Source organism: Streptomyces sp. M41, assembly GCF_043673425.1.
Lineage (GTDB): Bacteria > Actinomycetota > Actinomycetes > Streptomycetales > Streptomycetaceae > Streptomyces.
Genome location: NZ_JBIMKE010000039.1, coordinates 17331 through 33457, shown reverse-complemented (window position 1 = coordinate 33457; position 16127 = coordinate 17331). Strand labels below are relative to the sequence as shown.

The following is a 16127-nucleotide window of genomic DNA, read 5'->3' as shown; positions in this document are numbered from 1 at the left end:
GCGTGCCCCCAACGGGATTCGAACCCGTGCTACCGCCTTGAAAGGGCGGCGTCCTAGGCCGCTAGACGATGAGGGCTATCGGCCCGCCTGGGCGCTTCTCAGCGCGTCGGGGACGTGAGAAGCATATGGGATGGCGGGAGGTATCGCCAAAACGGTTTACGGGGAGCGGCTGCCGGGGGCGGTCGGGGAGCCGGCAGAGGTGTCGGCAGGGGTGTCGGTCGGGGTGTCGGTCGCGCCGGGCTGGTTCTCCTCGACCAGGTGGCGTCGTACCTCCGCGGTGGTGAGCCCGAGGCCGCCCAGTTCGATCTCGTCCCAGGCCTGGAGGCGGCGGGTGTCGCGGTCGAAGTAGAGGATCGAGGTCTGGATCGGGTCGGGGTGCTTGCCCTCGACGGCGCGCAGTCCGCTGCCGCCCGTGGAGCCTTCGATGCGCAGGCGGGTGCCGTAGGGCAGCACCTCCATCTCCTGGTGATGGATGTGGCCGGCCAGGGCCAGGGGTACCTCGCCGTCGGTCTGCTGGGCGGCGACCGGTTCGTGGGCGACGGCGACGTCGACGGGGGTGCCGTCGGCCTTCTGGTCGCGCAGGGCGGTGGCGAGACGGGCGCCGGCCAGTTCGTTCGCGGCGTCGCCGCCGGGGACCTGGGAGCGGTCGGGGGTGAACTGGGGGTCGCCGATGCCGGCGAAGCGCAGGCCGGCGACGGTCTTGGCCTTGCCGTCGTCGAGGACGTGGACGTTCTTGAGGTCGCGGAGGTAGCGCTGGGTCTCGCGGGAGTCGTGGTTGCCGCGGACCCAGACGTACGGCGCGCCGAGGTCCTCGATGGGGTCGAGGAAGCCGTTCTCGGCGGCGGTGCCGTGGTCCATGGTGTCGCCGGAGTCGACGATCACGTCGACCCGGTACTGCTCGACGAGCGAGGCGATGATCTTCCAGCTCGCCGGGTTGAGGTGGATGTCGGAGACGTGCAGGACGCGGATGGTGCTCGGGTCCGGCGCGTAGGCGGGGAGTGTGGAGGTGGCGTCGTAGAGCTTGGTCACGTTGGTGACCAGCCGGGCCAACTCCTTTTGGTAGACGTCGAATTCGGTGACGATGCTGCGCGCGTTGCCGACCAGGGACGGTGCGGAGGAGAGCAGGCCGGAGAACTTGGGTTCGAGGACCGACTCGGGGTTCCAGGTGGCGTACGCGGTGCCGCCGGAGGCGGCGAGGAGGGTGAGGGCGAGGCCGCCGGCCGCGAGGGCGTGGCGGGGGCGCCGGTAGACGGCGAGGCTGAGGGCGGCGGCCCCGGTGACGACGGCCACGCCGCTGCGCAGGGCGAGGTCGCGGGTGCCGTGGGTGACGTCCTGGGTGACTTCGTCCTGGAGCCCGGAGAGCCGTTCGGGGTGGTCGACGAGGGCCTGGGCGCGATCGGGGTCCAGTTGGTCGACGTTGACGTCCAGCCGGACGGGGGCGATGTGGCTGTTCAGCTGGAGCGCGCCGAGCGGGGAGATGTTGATCTTCGTGCCGCCGGTGAGTGACGGGCGCAGCGTCATGGTGGTGTTCATGGGGCCGACAGGTACGCGTACGTTGCCGACGATCAGCAGGCCCAGCCAGGTGCCGATCAGGACGACGGTGACGAGGCCGAGCGCCCGGGTCCAGGGGTGGGGCTGGGTGACGAGCTCGGGTGTGGGGTGGGGTCGGCGGGTGGCGTAGCGGCGGGCGAGGGCGCGCGGGGCGCCGGGGAGGCGGCCGAGGGCTTTCAGGACTGCGGCGGGGACGCGGGCCATTGATCCCGTATGCCCGGGTGCGGGGGTGGATATGCGGGGCCGTTGGCGGCTCCTTCCCGGGGTGTGGTGCCGGACAATGGGGCTGTGCTGGAGATGACACGCGAGGCGTTCGAGGAACTGGTCGCCGAGGCGCTGGACCGGATTCCGCCGGAGTTGACGCGGTTGATGGACAACGTCGCGGTGTTCGTGGAGGACGAGCCGCCGGCGGACGACCCCGAGTTGCTCGGGTTGTACGAGGGGACTCCTTTGACGGAGCGCGGGGAGTGGTACGCGGGGGTGCTGCCGGACCGGATCACGATCTACCGCGGGCCGACGTTGCGGATGTGCGGGTCGCGGGAGGAGGTCGTCGAGGAGACCGAGGTGACGGTGGTGCATGAGATCGCGCATCACTTCGGGATCGACGACGCCCGGCTGCATGCGCTCGGGTACGGGTGAGACGTCCGGCCGCGTGCGCCGAGGTACGGGTGGGCGGCGGCTGACGGGGGGCGCGGGGGCCGTGCTGCGGGGCGCGTGTCCTCTTGTGGGCGGCGGGAGTTGGGCAGGTTGACTTCTCGCCCGCCCTGGAGGTGGCTCCCCGTGCGCCCTTTGTACGTTCATGTCCGTCTGGCTGCGGCGGTGGTGGCTGTCGCGGCTGCCGCCGGCTGTATGAGTGTCGGCGACGACGGTGGTGGGGGTGGGGCGAAGCCGTCGCCCTCGGCGGGGCTGCGTGGGGGTGCGGCGCCGGACGGCGGGTCGGCGGTGTCGGGCGGCGGGTCCGGGGCGGCGGCGCATGTGGAGGGCGGCAAGCGGCAGCGGGAGAAGGACGGCAAGGGCAAGGGCAAGGGGAAGCGTGGGGGCGGGAAGTCGGCGTCGCCGTCCGCAGGGCCTTCGGTGGAGGTGAGCGGGTCCGTTCCCGCGGGGGGCGGGGCGGGGCGGCCGGGGCAGAGCGAGAAGCCGGGGCCGACGCGTCCGGCGGAGCCGTCGCCGACGCGGACGCCGGATCCGCCGCCCACGCCGACGGAGCAGCCGGCGTCGCCGACGCCGACGCCCACGCAGGCGGAGCCGTCGTCGTCGGCGCATGAGGAGGCGGGGCCGCAGCTGGTGCAGCGGGAGCCCGCTCCGGCGGCGGGGTCGCCGGTGTGAGGCAGTGCGGGCGGGGCGGGGTGGGCGGTCCTCGGCCGGTGGTGGCGGGGCGGTCGGTGCTCGGCCGTTGGGGGTGGGGCGGCCGGTCGTGGGCCGCTGGGGATGGTGGCGAGTGACGTTGCCTACATGGGTGGCGGTCGGTTTGCCTCGGGGGGCCTGGGGTGCGTATGGTGGTAGATCGTTTGATCCCATTTGCCCGGCGCCATCGCAGAGCGCGCCGTGTGGCGCGTACTCTCCCTTGCCGTGGCTGACCGCATTGAGGCGGTCGTATTGCGAATCACGGAGTTGACGGGCGCGTGCCGACGAGACTCCGGAAGGTTTCGCATACGCATGTCCATTTCCAGTACTGATCACGTCGTCGTGCCCGAGAACGGCGAGAACGAGTCGGTCGAGGAGACCCCCACGGTCACCTTCGGCGACCTCGGTCTTCCCGAGGGCGTCGTGCGCAAGCTCGCGCAGAACGGCGTGACCACCCCCTTCCCGATCCAGGCGGCGACCATCCCGGACGCCCTGGCGGGCAAGGACATCCTGGGCCGTGGCCGCACCGGCTCCGGCAAGACGCTGTCGTTCGGTCTGCCGACGCTGGCGCGGCTGTCCGGTGGCCGTACCGAGAAGCACCGGCCGCGCGCGGTCATCCTCACTCCGACGCGTGAACTTGCGATGCAGGTCGCTGACGCGCTTCAGCCGTACGGTGACCAGCTCGGCCTGAAGATGAAGGTCGTCTGCGGCGGCACGTCCATGGGGAACCAGATCTACGCCCTGGAGCGGGGCGTCGACGTGCTGGTGGCCACCCCGGGCCGGCTGCGGGACATCATCAACCGCGGCGCCTGCTCCCTCGAGGATGTCGAGGTCGCCGTTCTCGACGAGGCCGACCAGATGTCCGACCTGGGCTTCCTGCCCGAGGTGACCGAGCTGCTGGACCAGGTTCCGGCGGGCGGTCAGCGGATGCTGTTCTCCGCGACGATGGAGAACGAGATCCAGACCCTCGTCGACCGCTACCTGAACGAGCCGGTCAGCCACGAGGTGGACGCGGCCCAGGGCGCGGTGACGACCATGTCGCACCACATCCTGATCGTGAAGCCCAAGGACAAGGCGCCGGTCACCGCCGCGATCGCCTCCCGCAAGGGCCGCACCATCATCTTCGTCCGCACCCAGCTGGGCGCCGACCGTGTCGCCGAGCAGCTGCGCGACGCGGGTGCGAAGGCCGACGCGCTGCACGGCGGTATGACGCAGGGCGCGCGGACCCGGACGCTGGCCGACTTCAAGGACGGGTACGTCAACGTGCTCGTCGCCACCGACGTCGCCGCCCGCGGTATCCACGTCGACGGCATCGACCTCGTCCTGAACGTGGACCCGGCCGGCGACCACAAGGACTATCTGCACCGGGCGGGCCGTACGGCGCGCGCCGGCCGCACCGGCACGGTCGTTTCCCTGTCCCTGCCGCACCAGCGCCGGCAGATCTTCCGGCTGATGGAGGACGCGGGCGTCGACGCCTCGCGCCACATCATCCAGGGCGGCAACGCCTTCGACCCCGAGGTCGCGGAGATCACCGGCGCCCGTTCGATGACCGAGGTGCAGGCCGAGTCGGCGGGCAATGCCGCGCAGCAGGCCGAGCGTGAGGTGGCCCAGCTGACGAAGCAGCTGGAGCGGGCGCAGCGGCGTGCCGGAGAGCTGCGTGAAGAGGCTGACCGTCTGGTGGCGCGGGTGGCGCGTGAGCGGGGCGAGGACCCCGAGGCCGCGGTGGCCGAGGCGCAGGCGGCGGCGGTGGAGGCCGTCGAGGTGACGGTGCCCGAGCAGCCGGTGGCGCAGGACGTCGAGCGGGGCGAGCGTGCGGAGGCTTCGGCGCCGTACGAGCGTCGTGAGCGTCGGGACGACCGGGGTGACCGGGGCGGATTCAACCGTGACCGTGAGCGTTCCTTCGACCGTGACCGTGGCGGGCGTTCCTTCGAGCGGCGTGACGACCGGGGCGGGTTCAACCGGGACCGCGACCGTGACCGTGGCTTCGAGCGTCGGGACCGGGACGGCGACCGCGGTGGCTTCCGCCGGGACGACCGGGGTGACCGTGGTGGGCGTTCCTTCGACCGCCGCGACGGTGACCGTGGTGGGCGTTCCTTCGAGCGCCGCGACGGCGACCGTGGTGGCTTCCGCCGGGACGACCGGGGTGACCGTGGTGGGCGTTCCTTCGACCGCCGCGACGGTGACCGTGGTGGGCGTTCCTTCGAGCGCCGCGACGGCGACCGCGGTGGCTTCCGCCGCGACGACCGGCCGGCGGGCCGTTCCTTCGACCGGCGCGACGAGCGTGGCGGTCACCGGGGCAGCGACCGCCCGTTCAACCGGGACCGCCGTGACGACCGCCCCGGCTTCCGCTCCGGCGGCCACGAGCGTCCGTACGGCCGTCGTGACGACCACCGCGGCGGCGGCTCCTTCGGACGCCGCGAGGACAAGCCGCGCTGGAAGCGCAACGGCTGAGGCCGCAGCCCCCTGCGCCTGAGGCCGGCGGCTGACGCCGACTGATCCGGAAGGGCCCGCACGACGGATGTCGTGCGGGCCCTTCGGCGTTTTGCTGCCTGGGGCGCCCGAACCGGTCAATCCATAGCACTCCGGTGCAGGAAGGCTCATTCGGCCGCCCTCCGCCACCGCCGACGCGGCCGTGACCCGGATACCCGATCGGCGTCGCGGCCACGTCCGGCTATGCTCGGGGTGGCAACATCGCCTGGGCCCTTAGCTCAATTGGCAGAGCAGTGGACTTTTAATCCATTGGTTGTGGGTTCGAGTCCCACAGGGCCTACGGTTCGCAGGCGGGCAATCTGCCCTCTGGCCTGCTGTGCGGCGCCCGGGTCGGCTTCGGTCGGCCCGGGCGCTGTTCGTGTTGTCGGCGGTCCCACCGCCCTTGTCGAGTACGGCGGACTGCCCCGTGCGGACCCGGGTTGCCGGCGCTGTGCGGGCCCGAGGAAGCGTGAGGGCTCGGAGCAGTCATAGGGAAGGTCGTCGGGGTTCGTGCTCACCGGGGAGGGGCTGCCTCACCCCACCACCCCCAGGATTGCCACACCCTGCCCCACTAAGTCCCCCCTGGCGCATGGCGAGTTTGCGTCAGTTGGTGATCTCTTCTCCGCGAAGTATCAACAGAAATAGGCCCCTTGAGGGAAGCTAGGCGATCATCCGGGATCACATTCCGGTCCGCGGCGGTCGAAGGTGCTCGATACGGCCGCCGACGTCTACGTTCCTTCAGCACCAGGGATCACCATGCCCCCCACCCCCCACCCGGCCCCGATACCGGGCGCCAAGCGCGCCGTTCGTATCGCCGTGGCCGCCGGACTCGTCGCCGCGCTCTGTGCGGCCGGGCCCGTGCCCCTCGCCCTCGCCGCGGACGGCGCACCCGCCGCCGCGGCCGACCCCGGCGTCAAGTCCGCCCACGACAAGCTCGGTTCGGACGACGCCGACCTCCTCGCCGAGGCCAAGGCCCAGCGCGACAAGACCGTCACGATGATGATCGCCACAGCACCCGGGCAGACCGAGAAGGCCGCCGCGGAGCTGGACGCGATCAAGGGCGGCTCGGTCGGCCGTACGTACGACAAGCTCGGCTACGTACGGGCGACCGTGCCGACCGGCAAGGCCGACGCGGCCATCGCCGCCGCCACGCGGCTCTCCTCCGTGCAGGCCATCGACCTGCGGGACGAAATACCCCTGGAGGAGCCGAGCCTCGACGGCGGCGGCAAGTCGGCCGCCTCCGCGGCCACTTACCCCGGCCCCGGGAAGAACACCCCGGCGAAGAACCCGTACAACCCGGCCTTCGAGACCGGCGCGGTCGACTTCGTGAAGAAGAATCCGAAGGCGGACGGCCGAGGCGTGACCATCGGCATCCTGGACTCCGGCGTCGACCTCGCGAGCCCCGCGCTCCAGAAGACGACCACCGGCAAGCGCAAGATCGTCGACTGGGTGACCGCCACCGACCCGATCACCGACGGCGACGGCACCTGGCGGGCGATGACCACCTCGGTGACCGGGCCTGCCTTCACCTACGGCGACAAGAGCTGGAAGGCACCCGAGGGCGCCTACCGGATCAGCACCTTCCGAGAGGCCGTCACCGCCCAGGGCAAGGTCACCGACGGCGACGCCGACGGCGACGTCAACCGCGACGGTGACACCACCGACGACTGGGGCGTGCTCTACGACCCGGCCACCGGCACGGCCACCGTCGACGTGAACGACAACGGCGACTTCACCGACGACACCCCGATGAAGCCGTACAAGGACGGCCACCAGGTCGGCCGCTTCGGCACCGACGACCCGGCCACGGACACCCCCGAGAGCCAGGACTTCGTCGTGGAGGTCCGCAAGGACGTCCCGATGGACCCGCTCGGCGGTGACTGGGTCGGCAAGAAGGCCGACTTCGTCAACATCGGCCTCACCGCCGGAGCGCACGGCAGCCATGTCGCCGGCATCACCGCCGCCCACGGCCTGCTCGGCAGCAAGAACATGAACGGCGCCGCCCCGGGTGCGCAGATCGTCTCCTCGCGCGCCTGTGTGTTCGGTCCCGGCTGCTCCAGCGTCGCCCTGACCGAGGGCATGATCGACCTCGTCGCCGACCACGGCGTCGACATCGTCAACATGTCCATCGGCGGCCTGCCCCCGCTGAACGACGGCAACAGCGCCCGCGCCGAGATGTACACGCGCCTGATCGACACCTACGGCGTCCAGCTGGTGCTGTCGGCCGGCAACTCCGGCCCCGGCGCCAACACCGTCGGTGACCCCGGCCTCGCCGACAAGGTCATATCCGTCGGTGCGGGTGTCTCCAAGGAGACCTTCGCCGCCAACTACGGCACCGGGGTGCGCTCCAAGTACCAGCTGTTCAACTTCTCCTCGCGCGGCCCGCGTGAGGACGGCGGCTTCACCCCGACCGTCGTCGCCCCCGGCTCCGCGGTCAGCACGATCCCGGCCTGGATGCCCGGCGCGCCCATCGCCGAGGCGGGCTGGAAGCTGCCCGCCGGCTACGCGATGTACAACGGCACCTCGATGGCGGCCCCGCAGGCCGCGGGCGCGAGCGCGCTGCTGCTGTCGGCCGCCGGACAGAAGGGCATCGACCTCACGCCCGAGCGGCTGCGCACCGCGCTGACCTCGACGGCCAGGCACATCAAGGGAGTTCAGGCGTACGAGGAGGGTGCCGGGCGCATCGACATCCTCGACGCCTGGAAGGCGATCAGGGCCGGCGCCACCGCCCACGACTACGCCGTCAAGGCCCCCGTCGACACCGCCCTCGACCAGGCGCTGAAGACACCGGGCTTCGGCACCGGCGTCTACGACCGCGAGGGCGGCCTGAAGGCCGGGAAGAAGCGGACGTACGACGTCACCGTCACCCGGACCTCCGGCCGCGCCGGCTCGCTGCCGCACACCCTGCGCCTGGCGAACAACAAGGCCCGCACCTTCTCGATCCTCGGCCCGCGCGTGGTGAAGCTGCCGCTGAACAAGCCGGTGACCGTGAAGATCCAGGCCGCGCCGAGGAGCGCGGGCATCAAGAGCGCGATCCTGGAGGTCGACGACCCCAAAACGGTGGGTGTGGACAAGCAGATCCTCAACACCGTCGTGGTCTCCGTCCCGGTGAAGCACACCTTCAAGTCCTCCGGCTCGGTGCAGCGCAACAGCTTCCGGTCGTACTTCGTGACCGTCCCCGAGGGCGCGAAGTCGCTCCAGGTCACACTGGGCGGCCTGAAGGAGGGCAGCCGGACGGTGTTCAGCGCCATCAGCCCGTACGGCGTCCCGGTCACGGACAGCGACCCGGACACGACGGACATCGCCTCCTACGAGGACCCGCTGCCGGGTGTCTGGGAGATCGAGGTCGACGCGCGCCGTACGTCGGCGCCGCTGGACAACCCGTACAAGCTGAACGCCACCGTGTACGGCGCGTCCTTCGACCCGGCGTCCGTGACCGTCCCCGAGGCAGAGGTCGGCACGCCGGTCGACGCCTCCTGGACGGTGACCAACAAGCTGGCGGCCGTCGACGGCACCCTGAAGGGCGGTGCCCTCGGCTCGTCGAAGACCGCGCGGCCGACCATCAAGAACGGTGAGACGCACACCAGCACCGTCGAGGTGCCCGAGGGCACCAGGTCGCTGGACGTCGCCATCGGCGGTGTCGCCGACGCGGGCGCCGACCTCGACCTGACGGTGTACGACGCCCAGGGCAAGGCCGTCGCCCAGTCGGCGGACGGCGACTCGGACGAGTCGGTCTCGGTCGCGAACCCGGCCGCCGGCACGTACACCGTCGAGGTGGCCGGCTTCGAGGTGCCGTCCGGTTCGACCGCGTACGACTACCGGGACGTGTTCTTCTCCTCCGCGCTCGGCAAGGTCGCCGTCGACGAGTCGACGCCGGTGAAGCTCGGCACGGGCGCCACCATGAAGGTGTCGGCGCAGGTCACGGTCGCCAAGGCGGTGGGCGAGGGCCGCGAACTCCTCGGTGAGGTGCGGCTGCTGAACACGCGCGGGACGACCGCGGGTGTGGGCGGGGTGACGATCGAGAAGGTCACGCCGTAGCCGTCAGACCAGTGCACAGCAGGTGAGGGGCGGGTGTCCGGTGCCGGACGCCCGCCCCTTCGGCGTACGTCGTCCGGTCGTCCGTCCCTTCGGTCGCCGGGTGCGCAGGATCGCCGTCCGCTCAGCCCGCGTCGAGTGCCGCGAGGTCGCCCAGCGGCAGGGTGTGCTGGGTCTGGAGGACCTTCGCACGCAGATAGCGGACGTTGTCCGGGGTGGCGAAGACCCCGGTGGGGACGCGGTCCCGGACCTCGATGCCGAGGGCGCGCAACTGGTCGGCCTTGTCGGGGTTGTTGGAGAGCAGGTCCAGTTCACCGATGCCGAGCGCGGTCAGCATCTGAGCCGCGGCCGTGTAGTCGCGGTCGTCCTCGGGCAGGCCCAGCGCGGCGTTCGCGGCGTAGGTGTCGAGGCCCTGGTCCTGGAGGGCGTAGGCGTCGAGCTTGTTGTAGAGACCGATGCCCCGGCCCTCCTGGCGGAGGTACAGCAGCACGCCGCCGCGCTCGGCGATGCGCTCGACGGCCTCGCGCAGCTGGGGGCCGCAGTCGCAGCGGGCCGAGCCGAACACATCGCCGGTCAGGCACTCGGAGTGCAGCCGGACCAGCGGGGTGGTGCCGGGGGCCGGGGCGCCGAGGACGACGGCCACATGCTCCTGGCCGTCGGCCAGCCCGTGGAAGGTGACCAGTTCGGCGTCGGCGCGATAGCCGTCGGGGAAGTGCAGCGGGACCCGGACACGGGCGCGCTGGGCGGCGGCGGTGAAGTCGGGCATGCGGGATCTCCGGGTTCCGTCTGTGGCCGACTGCTTCAAATTTGAAGCAGCTCCTCGGATCAGGACCCTACCTCATGCTTTAAATTTGAAGCAACAAGAGTCTCGCGTACGTCATGCGCCCGACGTCCGCCTCATGAACCGGACTTGAACCTCACGCACGGGCGGCCCGGAGCCTCATGAGCCGGACTCGAATCTCATGAGCAGGGCTTGGTGGAGCGCCGCCGCCAGGGCACGTCGTCCCCGCCGGCCTGTCCGCCGTCCCCCTGGAACCCCTTGCCGATCGCGGTGAAGATCTCCTCCAGCTGTCCGACTTGTCGTGGGGTCAGCCGGTCGAAGAGCAGGGACCGTACGGTCTCGACGTGGCCCGGTGCCGCCTGCTCCAGGACGCGCATGCCGTCGTCGGTGAGGGCGGCGACGCTGCCGCGCTTGTCCCAGCGGCAGTCCTCCCGCCGGACCAGCCCGTCCTTCTCCAGGCGTGTCACGGCGTAGGTCAGTCTGCTGCGGGTGATCTTCAGTCCCTCGGCCAGCTCGGTCATGCGCAGCCGGCGCTCCGGGGCGTCGGACAGGGTGGCGAGGATGGAGTAATACAGATGGGGCATGCCGGCTTCCTGCTGGAGCTGCCGGTCCAGCGCGTCCTCCATGAGCGCGGCGGCGGCGATGTACGCGCGCCAGGCGCGCTGCTCCTCGGGGGTGAGCCAGCGAGTCGTCATGCCACCAGGGTAGGTTTGTTTCAAACTTGAACCAAGCCTGACACTTGAAACAGCCCGAGACCGCCGAGCGGAGAGCGCGCCGATGCCGTACCCCTACGTCCTGCTGTCCGCCGCCGTCTCCCTGGACGGCTACCTCGACGACACCACCCCCGAGCGGCTGCTGCTGTCCAGCCCCGCCGACTTCGACCGGGTCGACGAGGTGCGGGCGTCGGTCGACGCCATCCTCATCGGCGCCGGCACCATCCGGGCGGACAATCCGCGGCTGCTGGTGAACTCGGCCGGGCGGCGGGCGGCACGGGTGGCGGCGGGCAGGCCGGAGTACCCACTGAAGGTCACGGTCAGCGCCTCGGGCGAGTTGGATCCGACGGCCAACTTCTGGCACACCGGCGGCGAGAAGATCGTCTATACGACGGAGACGGGAGCCGAGCGGCTGCGTCGGGCGCCGGTCGCGGCCGACGTGGTCGCGCTGGGCCCGGAGCTGGACTGGCGGGGCCTGCTGGCACACCTGCGCGAGGTCCGCGGCGTCGAGCGGCTGATGGTGGAGGGCGGCGGCACGATCCACACCCAGCTGCTCCAGCAGGGGCTGGCCGACGAGGTGCAGCTGGTGCTGGCGCCGCTGTTCGTGGGGGACCCGAAGGCGCCGCGGCTGTTCGGGCCGGGCGGGTACCAGGGCGGGCGGCTGCGGCTGATCGAGACGCGACGCATCGAGGACGTCGTACTGATGCGCTACGAGCCGACGGCACCCGGCACCGGCGCGCTGCCCGGCGCCGCCGACCGGCACTGGCTGGCACTGGCCTGTGACCTGGCCGCGCAGTGCCCGCCGTCGGGGACGGCCTTCAGTGTCGGGGCGGTGGTGGTGGCGGCCGACGGGACCGAGCTGGCGCGCGGGCACTCCAGGGAGGGCGGCGATCTGGTGGTGCACGCGGAGGAGGCGGCGCTCGCGAAGATCGACGCCGGGGATCCGCGGATGGCCGCCGCGACGGTGTACACCAGCCTGGAGCCGTGCACGCGCCGGGCGTCGCGGCCGTTGCCGTGTGCGCAGCTGATCCTCCGGGCGGGGGTGCGCCGGGTGGTGACCGCCTGGCGGGAGCCGGACACGTTCGTGGCCGGTGCCGACGGCAGCGGGATGCTGGCGGGACACGGCGTGGACGTCGTCGTCCTGCCGGAGTACGAGGAGCGGGCCAAGGCGCCGAACAAGCATCTGCTCACCTGAAAAATCGCAGGTGGCGGCCGGGGCGCGGAAAGGCGTGTGCTTTGGGCCCCGCGGATGGCGTACTATGGATTCACCGACGCGGGGTGGAGCAGCTCGGTAGCTCGCTGGGCTCATAACCCAGAGGTCGCAGGTTCAAATCCTGTCCCCGCTACTGAAGGCTCAGGGCCGGAACTCTTGGAGTTCCGGCCCTGAGTATTTCTGGCGCCAAGTGTGTGGGTCCAGATGTGGCGCTGAGTGCGTGGCGCTGAGTCTTCCCGCCCTGAGTCTTCCCGCCCTGGGTGTTCCCGCCCTGCGTGTTCCGGCGCTGAGTGCCGACCGGCCCGGCACGCCGCCGATCTCGTCCGGTCGGCCCCCACCGCTCGCCCACGGCCCCCGCTTCGGCAACCCTGGTGAGGTGGAGGAACGCCGGATCTCGTACGCACGCCGGGTGGTCCGATCGCTCCCCGCCCTGCTGATCGCGGCCGGAGCCGTGTACGACCACCTCACCCCGACGCCCTACACCGGCGCCCCGTTCTTCACCGCCGCGCCCCTGGGTGCCGCCCCGCTCTACTCGCTGCGCGGCACGGTGCTCACGGGCCTCGTGGCCATCGCGGCCCTGGCCGTGCTGCGGGTCCCGCACGGCGGGCTGCCGCTGGCGGAAGTGATCACCGAACTGGCGACCGTGATCACCGTCTCCGTCCTCGCCGTCCTCATCAACCTGCTCGTGCGCCGCAGCGACGCCCGCCTCGCCTCCGCCCGCGCGATCGCCGAGGCAGCCCAGCGCGCCGTGCTGCCCGAACCACCCGAGCGGATCGGCGGGTATCAGATCGCGGCGCGGTACGAGGCGGCACAGGAGGGCGCCTCCATCGGCGGTGACCTGTACGCCGTGCAGGACAGCCCGCACGGCATCCGGCTCGTCGTGGGCGATGTGCGCGGCAAGGGCATGGGGGCCGTCGGCGTCGTCGCCGTCGTCATCGGGACCTTCCGGGAGGCGGCCGAGCAGGAGACCACGCTGGAGGCGGTCGCCCAGCGTCTGGAGCGGGCGCTGACGCGTGAACGCGCGCGACGGGAAGCGGTGGACGCCCGGGAGGGGTTCACCACCGCCGTCCTCGCCGAACTGCCGCACGGCGAGGCGCTCGTACGGATCGTCAACCGCGGGCATCCGTCGCCGCTGCTGCTGTACGCCGACGGCACCGTGCGCTCCCTGTTCGCCCCCGAGCCCGCGCTGCCCCTCGGCATGGCCGAGCTCGGCGCCTGGCCCGACCGGGCCCAGGAAGCCGAGTTCCCGAGCAGGGCCACGCTGCTGCTGTACACCGACGGCCTGTCCGAGGCGCGCGACGAGAATGGGCGGTTCTACGACCCCGAGGTGCGGCTCGCGGGGCGGGCCAACGCCCACCGCGAGCCGGCCGCCCTGCTCGGCGCCCTCGCGGCGGAGGTGCGCCGGCACTCCGGGGGCGGGATGGCGGACGACATGGCGCTGCTCGCCGTACGCCGCCCCTGACCACCGTCACCACCAGTGACCGGATGAGAGCCCTCCGCATAACAACTGACGCACTGTCAGCAGTCATGCGACTGCTGAGCCTTGGCCAACTCGCCCGATTTGGACTGCTCGTGACCTGTTAGTCCCCGCGAAAATCGTTAACGATCAACCGGAACAGCTTGGAATCCGCACCCCGCGTCTATTAACGTTCGATAACGCAGCGCGGTCGTCCCAGCCGTCACAAGAGGCGGCTCCGTGCGCACGCGCCGAATCCTGTACCCAGTACGGGAACCGGGGAACCACCACCCTGGGGTGAATCGCGCTGAAACCACCGTGGACCCACGGCCGGTATACGCGCGTAGGAGACCTTCCTGCTCCGAACCCGTCAGCTAACCCGGTAGGCGAGAAGGAAGGAAAGGAGTACGCCCACGTGGCGTCCAACAGGCCTGCTACGCAAGCCCCGTTCATACCGGGTCAGCGCAGCACCGACACCTTCGGCTACGACCGCGACCGCACCACCGACGGCCCGTTCGAGGAGTGGAATCCCACCGCGGACACCGTTCGTCCCGTGCGCGGCCGGCATCGCGTGGCCAAGCAGCGCGGTGGGGGACTCGCCCGCAGCTCCACGGTTCTCGGCGTCGGTGTCATAGCCGCCGTCGGCGCGGGCGGCATGGCCACCGCGCAGACCGGCAAGCCGCCGGTTGCCATCACCATGCCGGACCTGCCGCTCATCGACGACGACGAGGCCGCCCCGGCGGACACCGGTACGGCGCTGAGCACCATGGGCGCCACGACCGAGGAGGCCACCGAGGGCACCGGCGACGCCGGTGAGGCCCTGCGGGCCCGGATCATCGCCCAGGTCGAGCAGCAGCAGGACCAGATCGACAGCAAGGCCGCCGCCGAAGCGCTCGCCGCCGCCGAGAAGGAAGCCGCCGCTGCCGCCGCCAAGGCGGAGAAGGAAGCCAAGGCCAAGGCCGCCGCCGCGAAGGCCGAGGCCGAGGAGGAGGCCCGCAAGAAGGCCGAGGCCGAGCGCCTCGCCGAGCTGGCCAAGCAGTACGCACTGCCGACCTCCTCGTACACCCTCACCTCGACCTTCGGACAGGCCGGCGCTTACTGGTCCTCCGGCTACCACACGGGCCTGGACTTCGCCGCGCCCTCCGGCACCCTGATCAAGGCTGTGCACACCGGCACCATCACCTTCGCCGGCTGGGACGGCTCCTACGGCTACAAGACGGTCCTCACCCTCGAGGACGGCACCGAGATCTGGTACGCCCACCAGTCCTCGATCAGCGCCAGCGTCGGCCAGAAGGTCAACACCGGTGACGTCATCGGCCGCGTCGGCGCCACCGGCAACGTGACCGGCGCCCACCTCCACCTCGAGGTGCACCCCGACGGCAGCGGCAGCGGCATCGACCCCCTGGCGTGGCTGCGCGGCAAGGGCCTCACGCCCTGACCCACGGCGGCCCCTGCGGCCACCGCCCCACGGCTGTTTCCCGGCGGCCCTGACGACGACCCCCCGACGTCAGGGCCGCCGGCCCTTTCCGTGCGCGCATTCTTCACACACGCTCATCGACGCCACCGCGGAATAGGCCCCGCACTCAGGGAAGTTGACGACGAGCATGACTTCTCTGCGCAAGCTCGGCTCCTCCGACCTCGAGGTCTTCCCGCTCTGCCTCGGCGGCAACGTCTTCGGCTGGACGGCCGACCAAGCCGAGTCCTTCGCCGTCCTCGACGCCTACACGGCGGCGGGCGGCAACTTCATCGACACGGCCGACTCGTACTCGGCGTGGGTCGAGGGCAACGCGGGCGGCGAGTCCGAGACCGTCATCGGCAGCTGGCTGAAGGCGCGCGGCAACCGGGACGACGTCGTGATCGCCACGAAGGTCAGCCAGCACCCCGACTACCAGGGCCTGAACGCCGCCACCGTCAAAGCCGCCGCCGACGCCTCCCTGCGCCGCCTCGGCACCGATCACATCGACCTCTACTACACCCACTTCGACAAGCCCGACGTACCGGTCGAGGAGATCATCGGCGCGCTCGACGAGCTGGTGAAGGCGGGCAAGATCCGGCACATCGCCGCCTCCAACATCTCCGCCGGGCGGCTGAAGGCGTCCCTGGACTTCTCCGACGCGGAGGGCCTCGCCCGGTACGTCGCCCTCCAGCCCCACTACAACCTGGTCTCCCGCCACACCTACGAAGGCGAACTCCAGGACCTCGCCGAGCGTGCGGGCCTCGGGGTGGTGCCGTACTACTCCCTGGCGTCCGGCTTCCTCACGGGCAAGTACCGCGCCGGTACGACGGTGGAGGGCCCGCGCGCCGGGGGCGCCGCCAAGCACCTTCGGACCGAGCGGGGACGCCGGGTGCTCGACACCCTGGACGAGATCGCCCGCGCCCACGAGGCTCCGGTGGCCACCACGGCGCTGGCCTGGCTCGCCGCCCAGCCCACGATCACGGCCCCCATCGCCTCCGCCCGGACGGTGGAACAACTGCCGGCACTGGTGGGAGTGGGAGAGCTGCGGCTCACCGAGGAGGAACTGGCGAGGCTGACGGCGGCTTCCGCCTGAGGCGAGCGCCTTCGCG

The 16127-nt window shown here is 71.4% G+C and carries 11 protein-coding genes, 3 tRNA genes and 1 riboswitch; of the genes, 10 read left to right on the top strand and 4 right to left on the bottom strand.

All coding sequences use genetic code 11. The features are described 5' to 3' along the window. Nucleotides 1-3: 3 nt before the first annotated feature. Both ACHBTE_RS32420 and ACHBTE_RS32415 read right to left on the bottom strand, forming a co-directional pair. Nucleotides 4-76 (bottom strand) — tRNA-Glu (locus ACHBTE_RS32420). A gap of 80 nt (nt 77-156) precedes the next feature. After that, a complete protein-coding gene (locus ACHBTE_RS32415; protein WP_394728701.1) occupies nt 157-1755 on the bottom strand; it encodes a metallophosphoesterase in 1599 nt (532 codons plus the stop codon). Nucleotides 1756-1839: 84 nt separating this feature from the next. Between ACHBTE_RS32415 and ACHBTE_RS32410 the strand changes: the two genes are divergently transcribed. The 5 genes from ACHBTE_RS32410 to ACHBTE_RS32390 all read left to right on the top strand — a co-directional run bounded on the left by ACHBTE_RS32410 (nt 1840) and on the right by ACHBTE_RS32390 (nt 9402). Continuing rightward, nucleotides 1840-2190: a metallopeptidase family protein gene (locus ACHBTE_RS32410; protein WP_394728699.1), complete on the top strand. Its 351-nt coding sequence runs from the start codon at nt 1840-1842 to the stop codon at nt 2188-2190. Between the two features lie 141 nt (nt 2191-2331). Next, a complete protein-coding gene (locus tag ACHBTE_RS32405; protein WP_394728697.1) occupies nt 2332-2877 on the top strand; it encodes a hypothetical protein in 546 nt (181 codons plus the stop codon). A 330-nt stretch (nt 2878-3207) separates the two neighbouring features. Then, nucleotides 3208-5346, top strand: a complete 2139-nt coding sequence (locus ACHBTE_RS32400; protein ID WP_394728695.1) for a DEAD/DEAH box helicase — start codon at nt 3208-3210, stop codon at nt 5344-5346. A gap of 246 nt (nt 5347-5592) precedes the next feature. Further along, a tRNA-Lys gene (locus ACHBTE_RS32395) sits at nt 5593-5665 on the top strand. Between the two features lie 455 nt (nt 5666-6120). Continuing rightward, nucleotides 6121-9402 (top strand): S8 family serine peptidase, encoded by a 3282-nt coding sequence (locus tag ACHBTE_RS32390; protein ID WP_394728693.1) that lies wholly within the window; start codon nt 6121-6123, stop codon nt 9400-9402. 121 nt (nt 9403-9523) lie between these two features. Here ACHBTE_RS32390 and ribA read toward each other — a convergent pair whose 3' ends face one another. Then, a complete protein-coding gene (gene ribA / locus ACHBTE_RS32385; protein ID WP_394728691.1) occupies nt 9524-10165 on the bottom strand; it encodes a GTP cyclohydrolase II in 642 nt (213 codons plus the stop codon). Between the two features lie 194 nt (nt 10166-10359). Further along, nucleotides 10360-10875: a MarR family winged helix-turn-helix transcriptional regulator gene (locus ACHBTE_RS32380; RefSeq protein WP_394728689.1), complete on the bottom strand. Its 516-nt coding sequence runs from the start codon at nt 10873-10875 to the stop codon at nt 10360-10362. A gap of 82 nt (nt 10876-10957) precedes the next feature. Here ACHBTE_RS32380 and ACHBTE_RS32375 point away from each other — a divergent pair, with 82 nt between their 5' ends. The 5 genes from ACHBTE_RS32375 (at nt 10958) to ACHBTE_RS32355 (ending at nt 16111) form a co-directional block, all read left to right on the top strand. Beyond that, nucleotides 10958-12088, top strand: coding sequence for a dihydrofolate reductase family protein (locus ACHBTE_RS32375; protein WP_394728687.1), 1131 nt, complete (start codon nt 10958-10960; stop codon nt 12086-12088). A 77-nt stretch (nt 12089-12165) separates the two neighbouring features. Further along, a tRNA-Met gene (locus tag ACHBTE_RS32370) sits at nt 12166-12239 on the top strand. Nucleotides 12240-12482: 243 nt separating this feature from the next. Then, nucleotides 12483-13568, top strand: coding sequence for a PP2C family protein-serine/threonine phosphatase (locus ACHBTE_RS32365; RefSeq protein ID WP_394728685.1), 1086 nt, complete (start codon nt 12483-12485; stop codon nt 13566-13568). 233 nt (nt 13569-13801) lie between these two features. Next, nucleotides 13802-13966, top strand: a riboswitch (cyclic di-AMP (ydaO/yuaA leader). An 11-nt stretch (nt 13967-13977) separates the two neighbouring features. After that, nucleotides 13978-15000, top strand: coding sequence for a M23 family metallopeptidase (locus ACHBTE_RS32360; protein ID WP_394728683.1), 1023 nt, complete (start codon nt 13978-13980; stop codon nt 14998-15000). A 166-nt stretch (nt 15001-15166) separates the two neighbouring features. Next, nucleotides 15167-16111, top strand: coding sequence for an aldo/keto reductase (locus ACHBTE_RS32355; RefSeq protein WP_394728681.1), 945 nt, complete (start codon nt 15167-15169; stop codon nt 16109-16111). Nucleotides 16112-16127 lie beyond the last annotated feature (16 nt).

Bases quoted from the DNA above. Each gene is read 5' to 3' on its own strand.
- ACHBTE_RS32375 (WP_394728687.1), top strand. From the start codon at position 10,958: ATGCCGTACCCCTACGTCCTGCTGTCCGCCGCCGTCTCCCTGGACGGC.
- ACHBTE_RS32390 (WP_394728693.1), top strand. From the start codon at position 6,121: ATGCCCCCCACCCCCCACCCGGCCCCGATACCGGGCGCCAAGCGCGCC.
- ACHBTE_RS32355 (WP_394728681.1), top strand. From the start codon at position 15,167: ATGACTTCTCTGCGCAAGCTCGGCTCCTCCGACCTCGAGGTCTTCCCG.
- ribA (WP_394728691.1), bottom strand. From the start codon at position 10,165: ATGCCCGACTTCACCGCCGCCGCCCAGCGCGCCCGTGTCCGGGTCCCG.
- ACHBTE_RS32400 (WP_394728695.1), top strand. From the start codon at position 3,208: ATGTCCATTTCCAGTACTGATCACGTCGTCGTGCCCGAGAACGGCGAG.
- ACHBTE_RS32380 (WP_394728689.1), bottom strand. From the start codon at position 10,875: ATGACGACTCGCTGGCTCACCCCCGAGGAGCAGCGCGCCTGGCGCGCG.
- ACHBTE_RS32415 (WP_394728701.1), bottom strand. From the start codon at position 1,755: ATGGCCCGCGTCCCCGCCGCAGTCCTGAAAGCCCTCGGCCGCCTCCCC.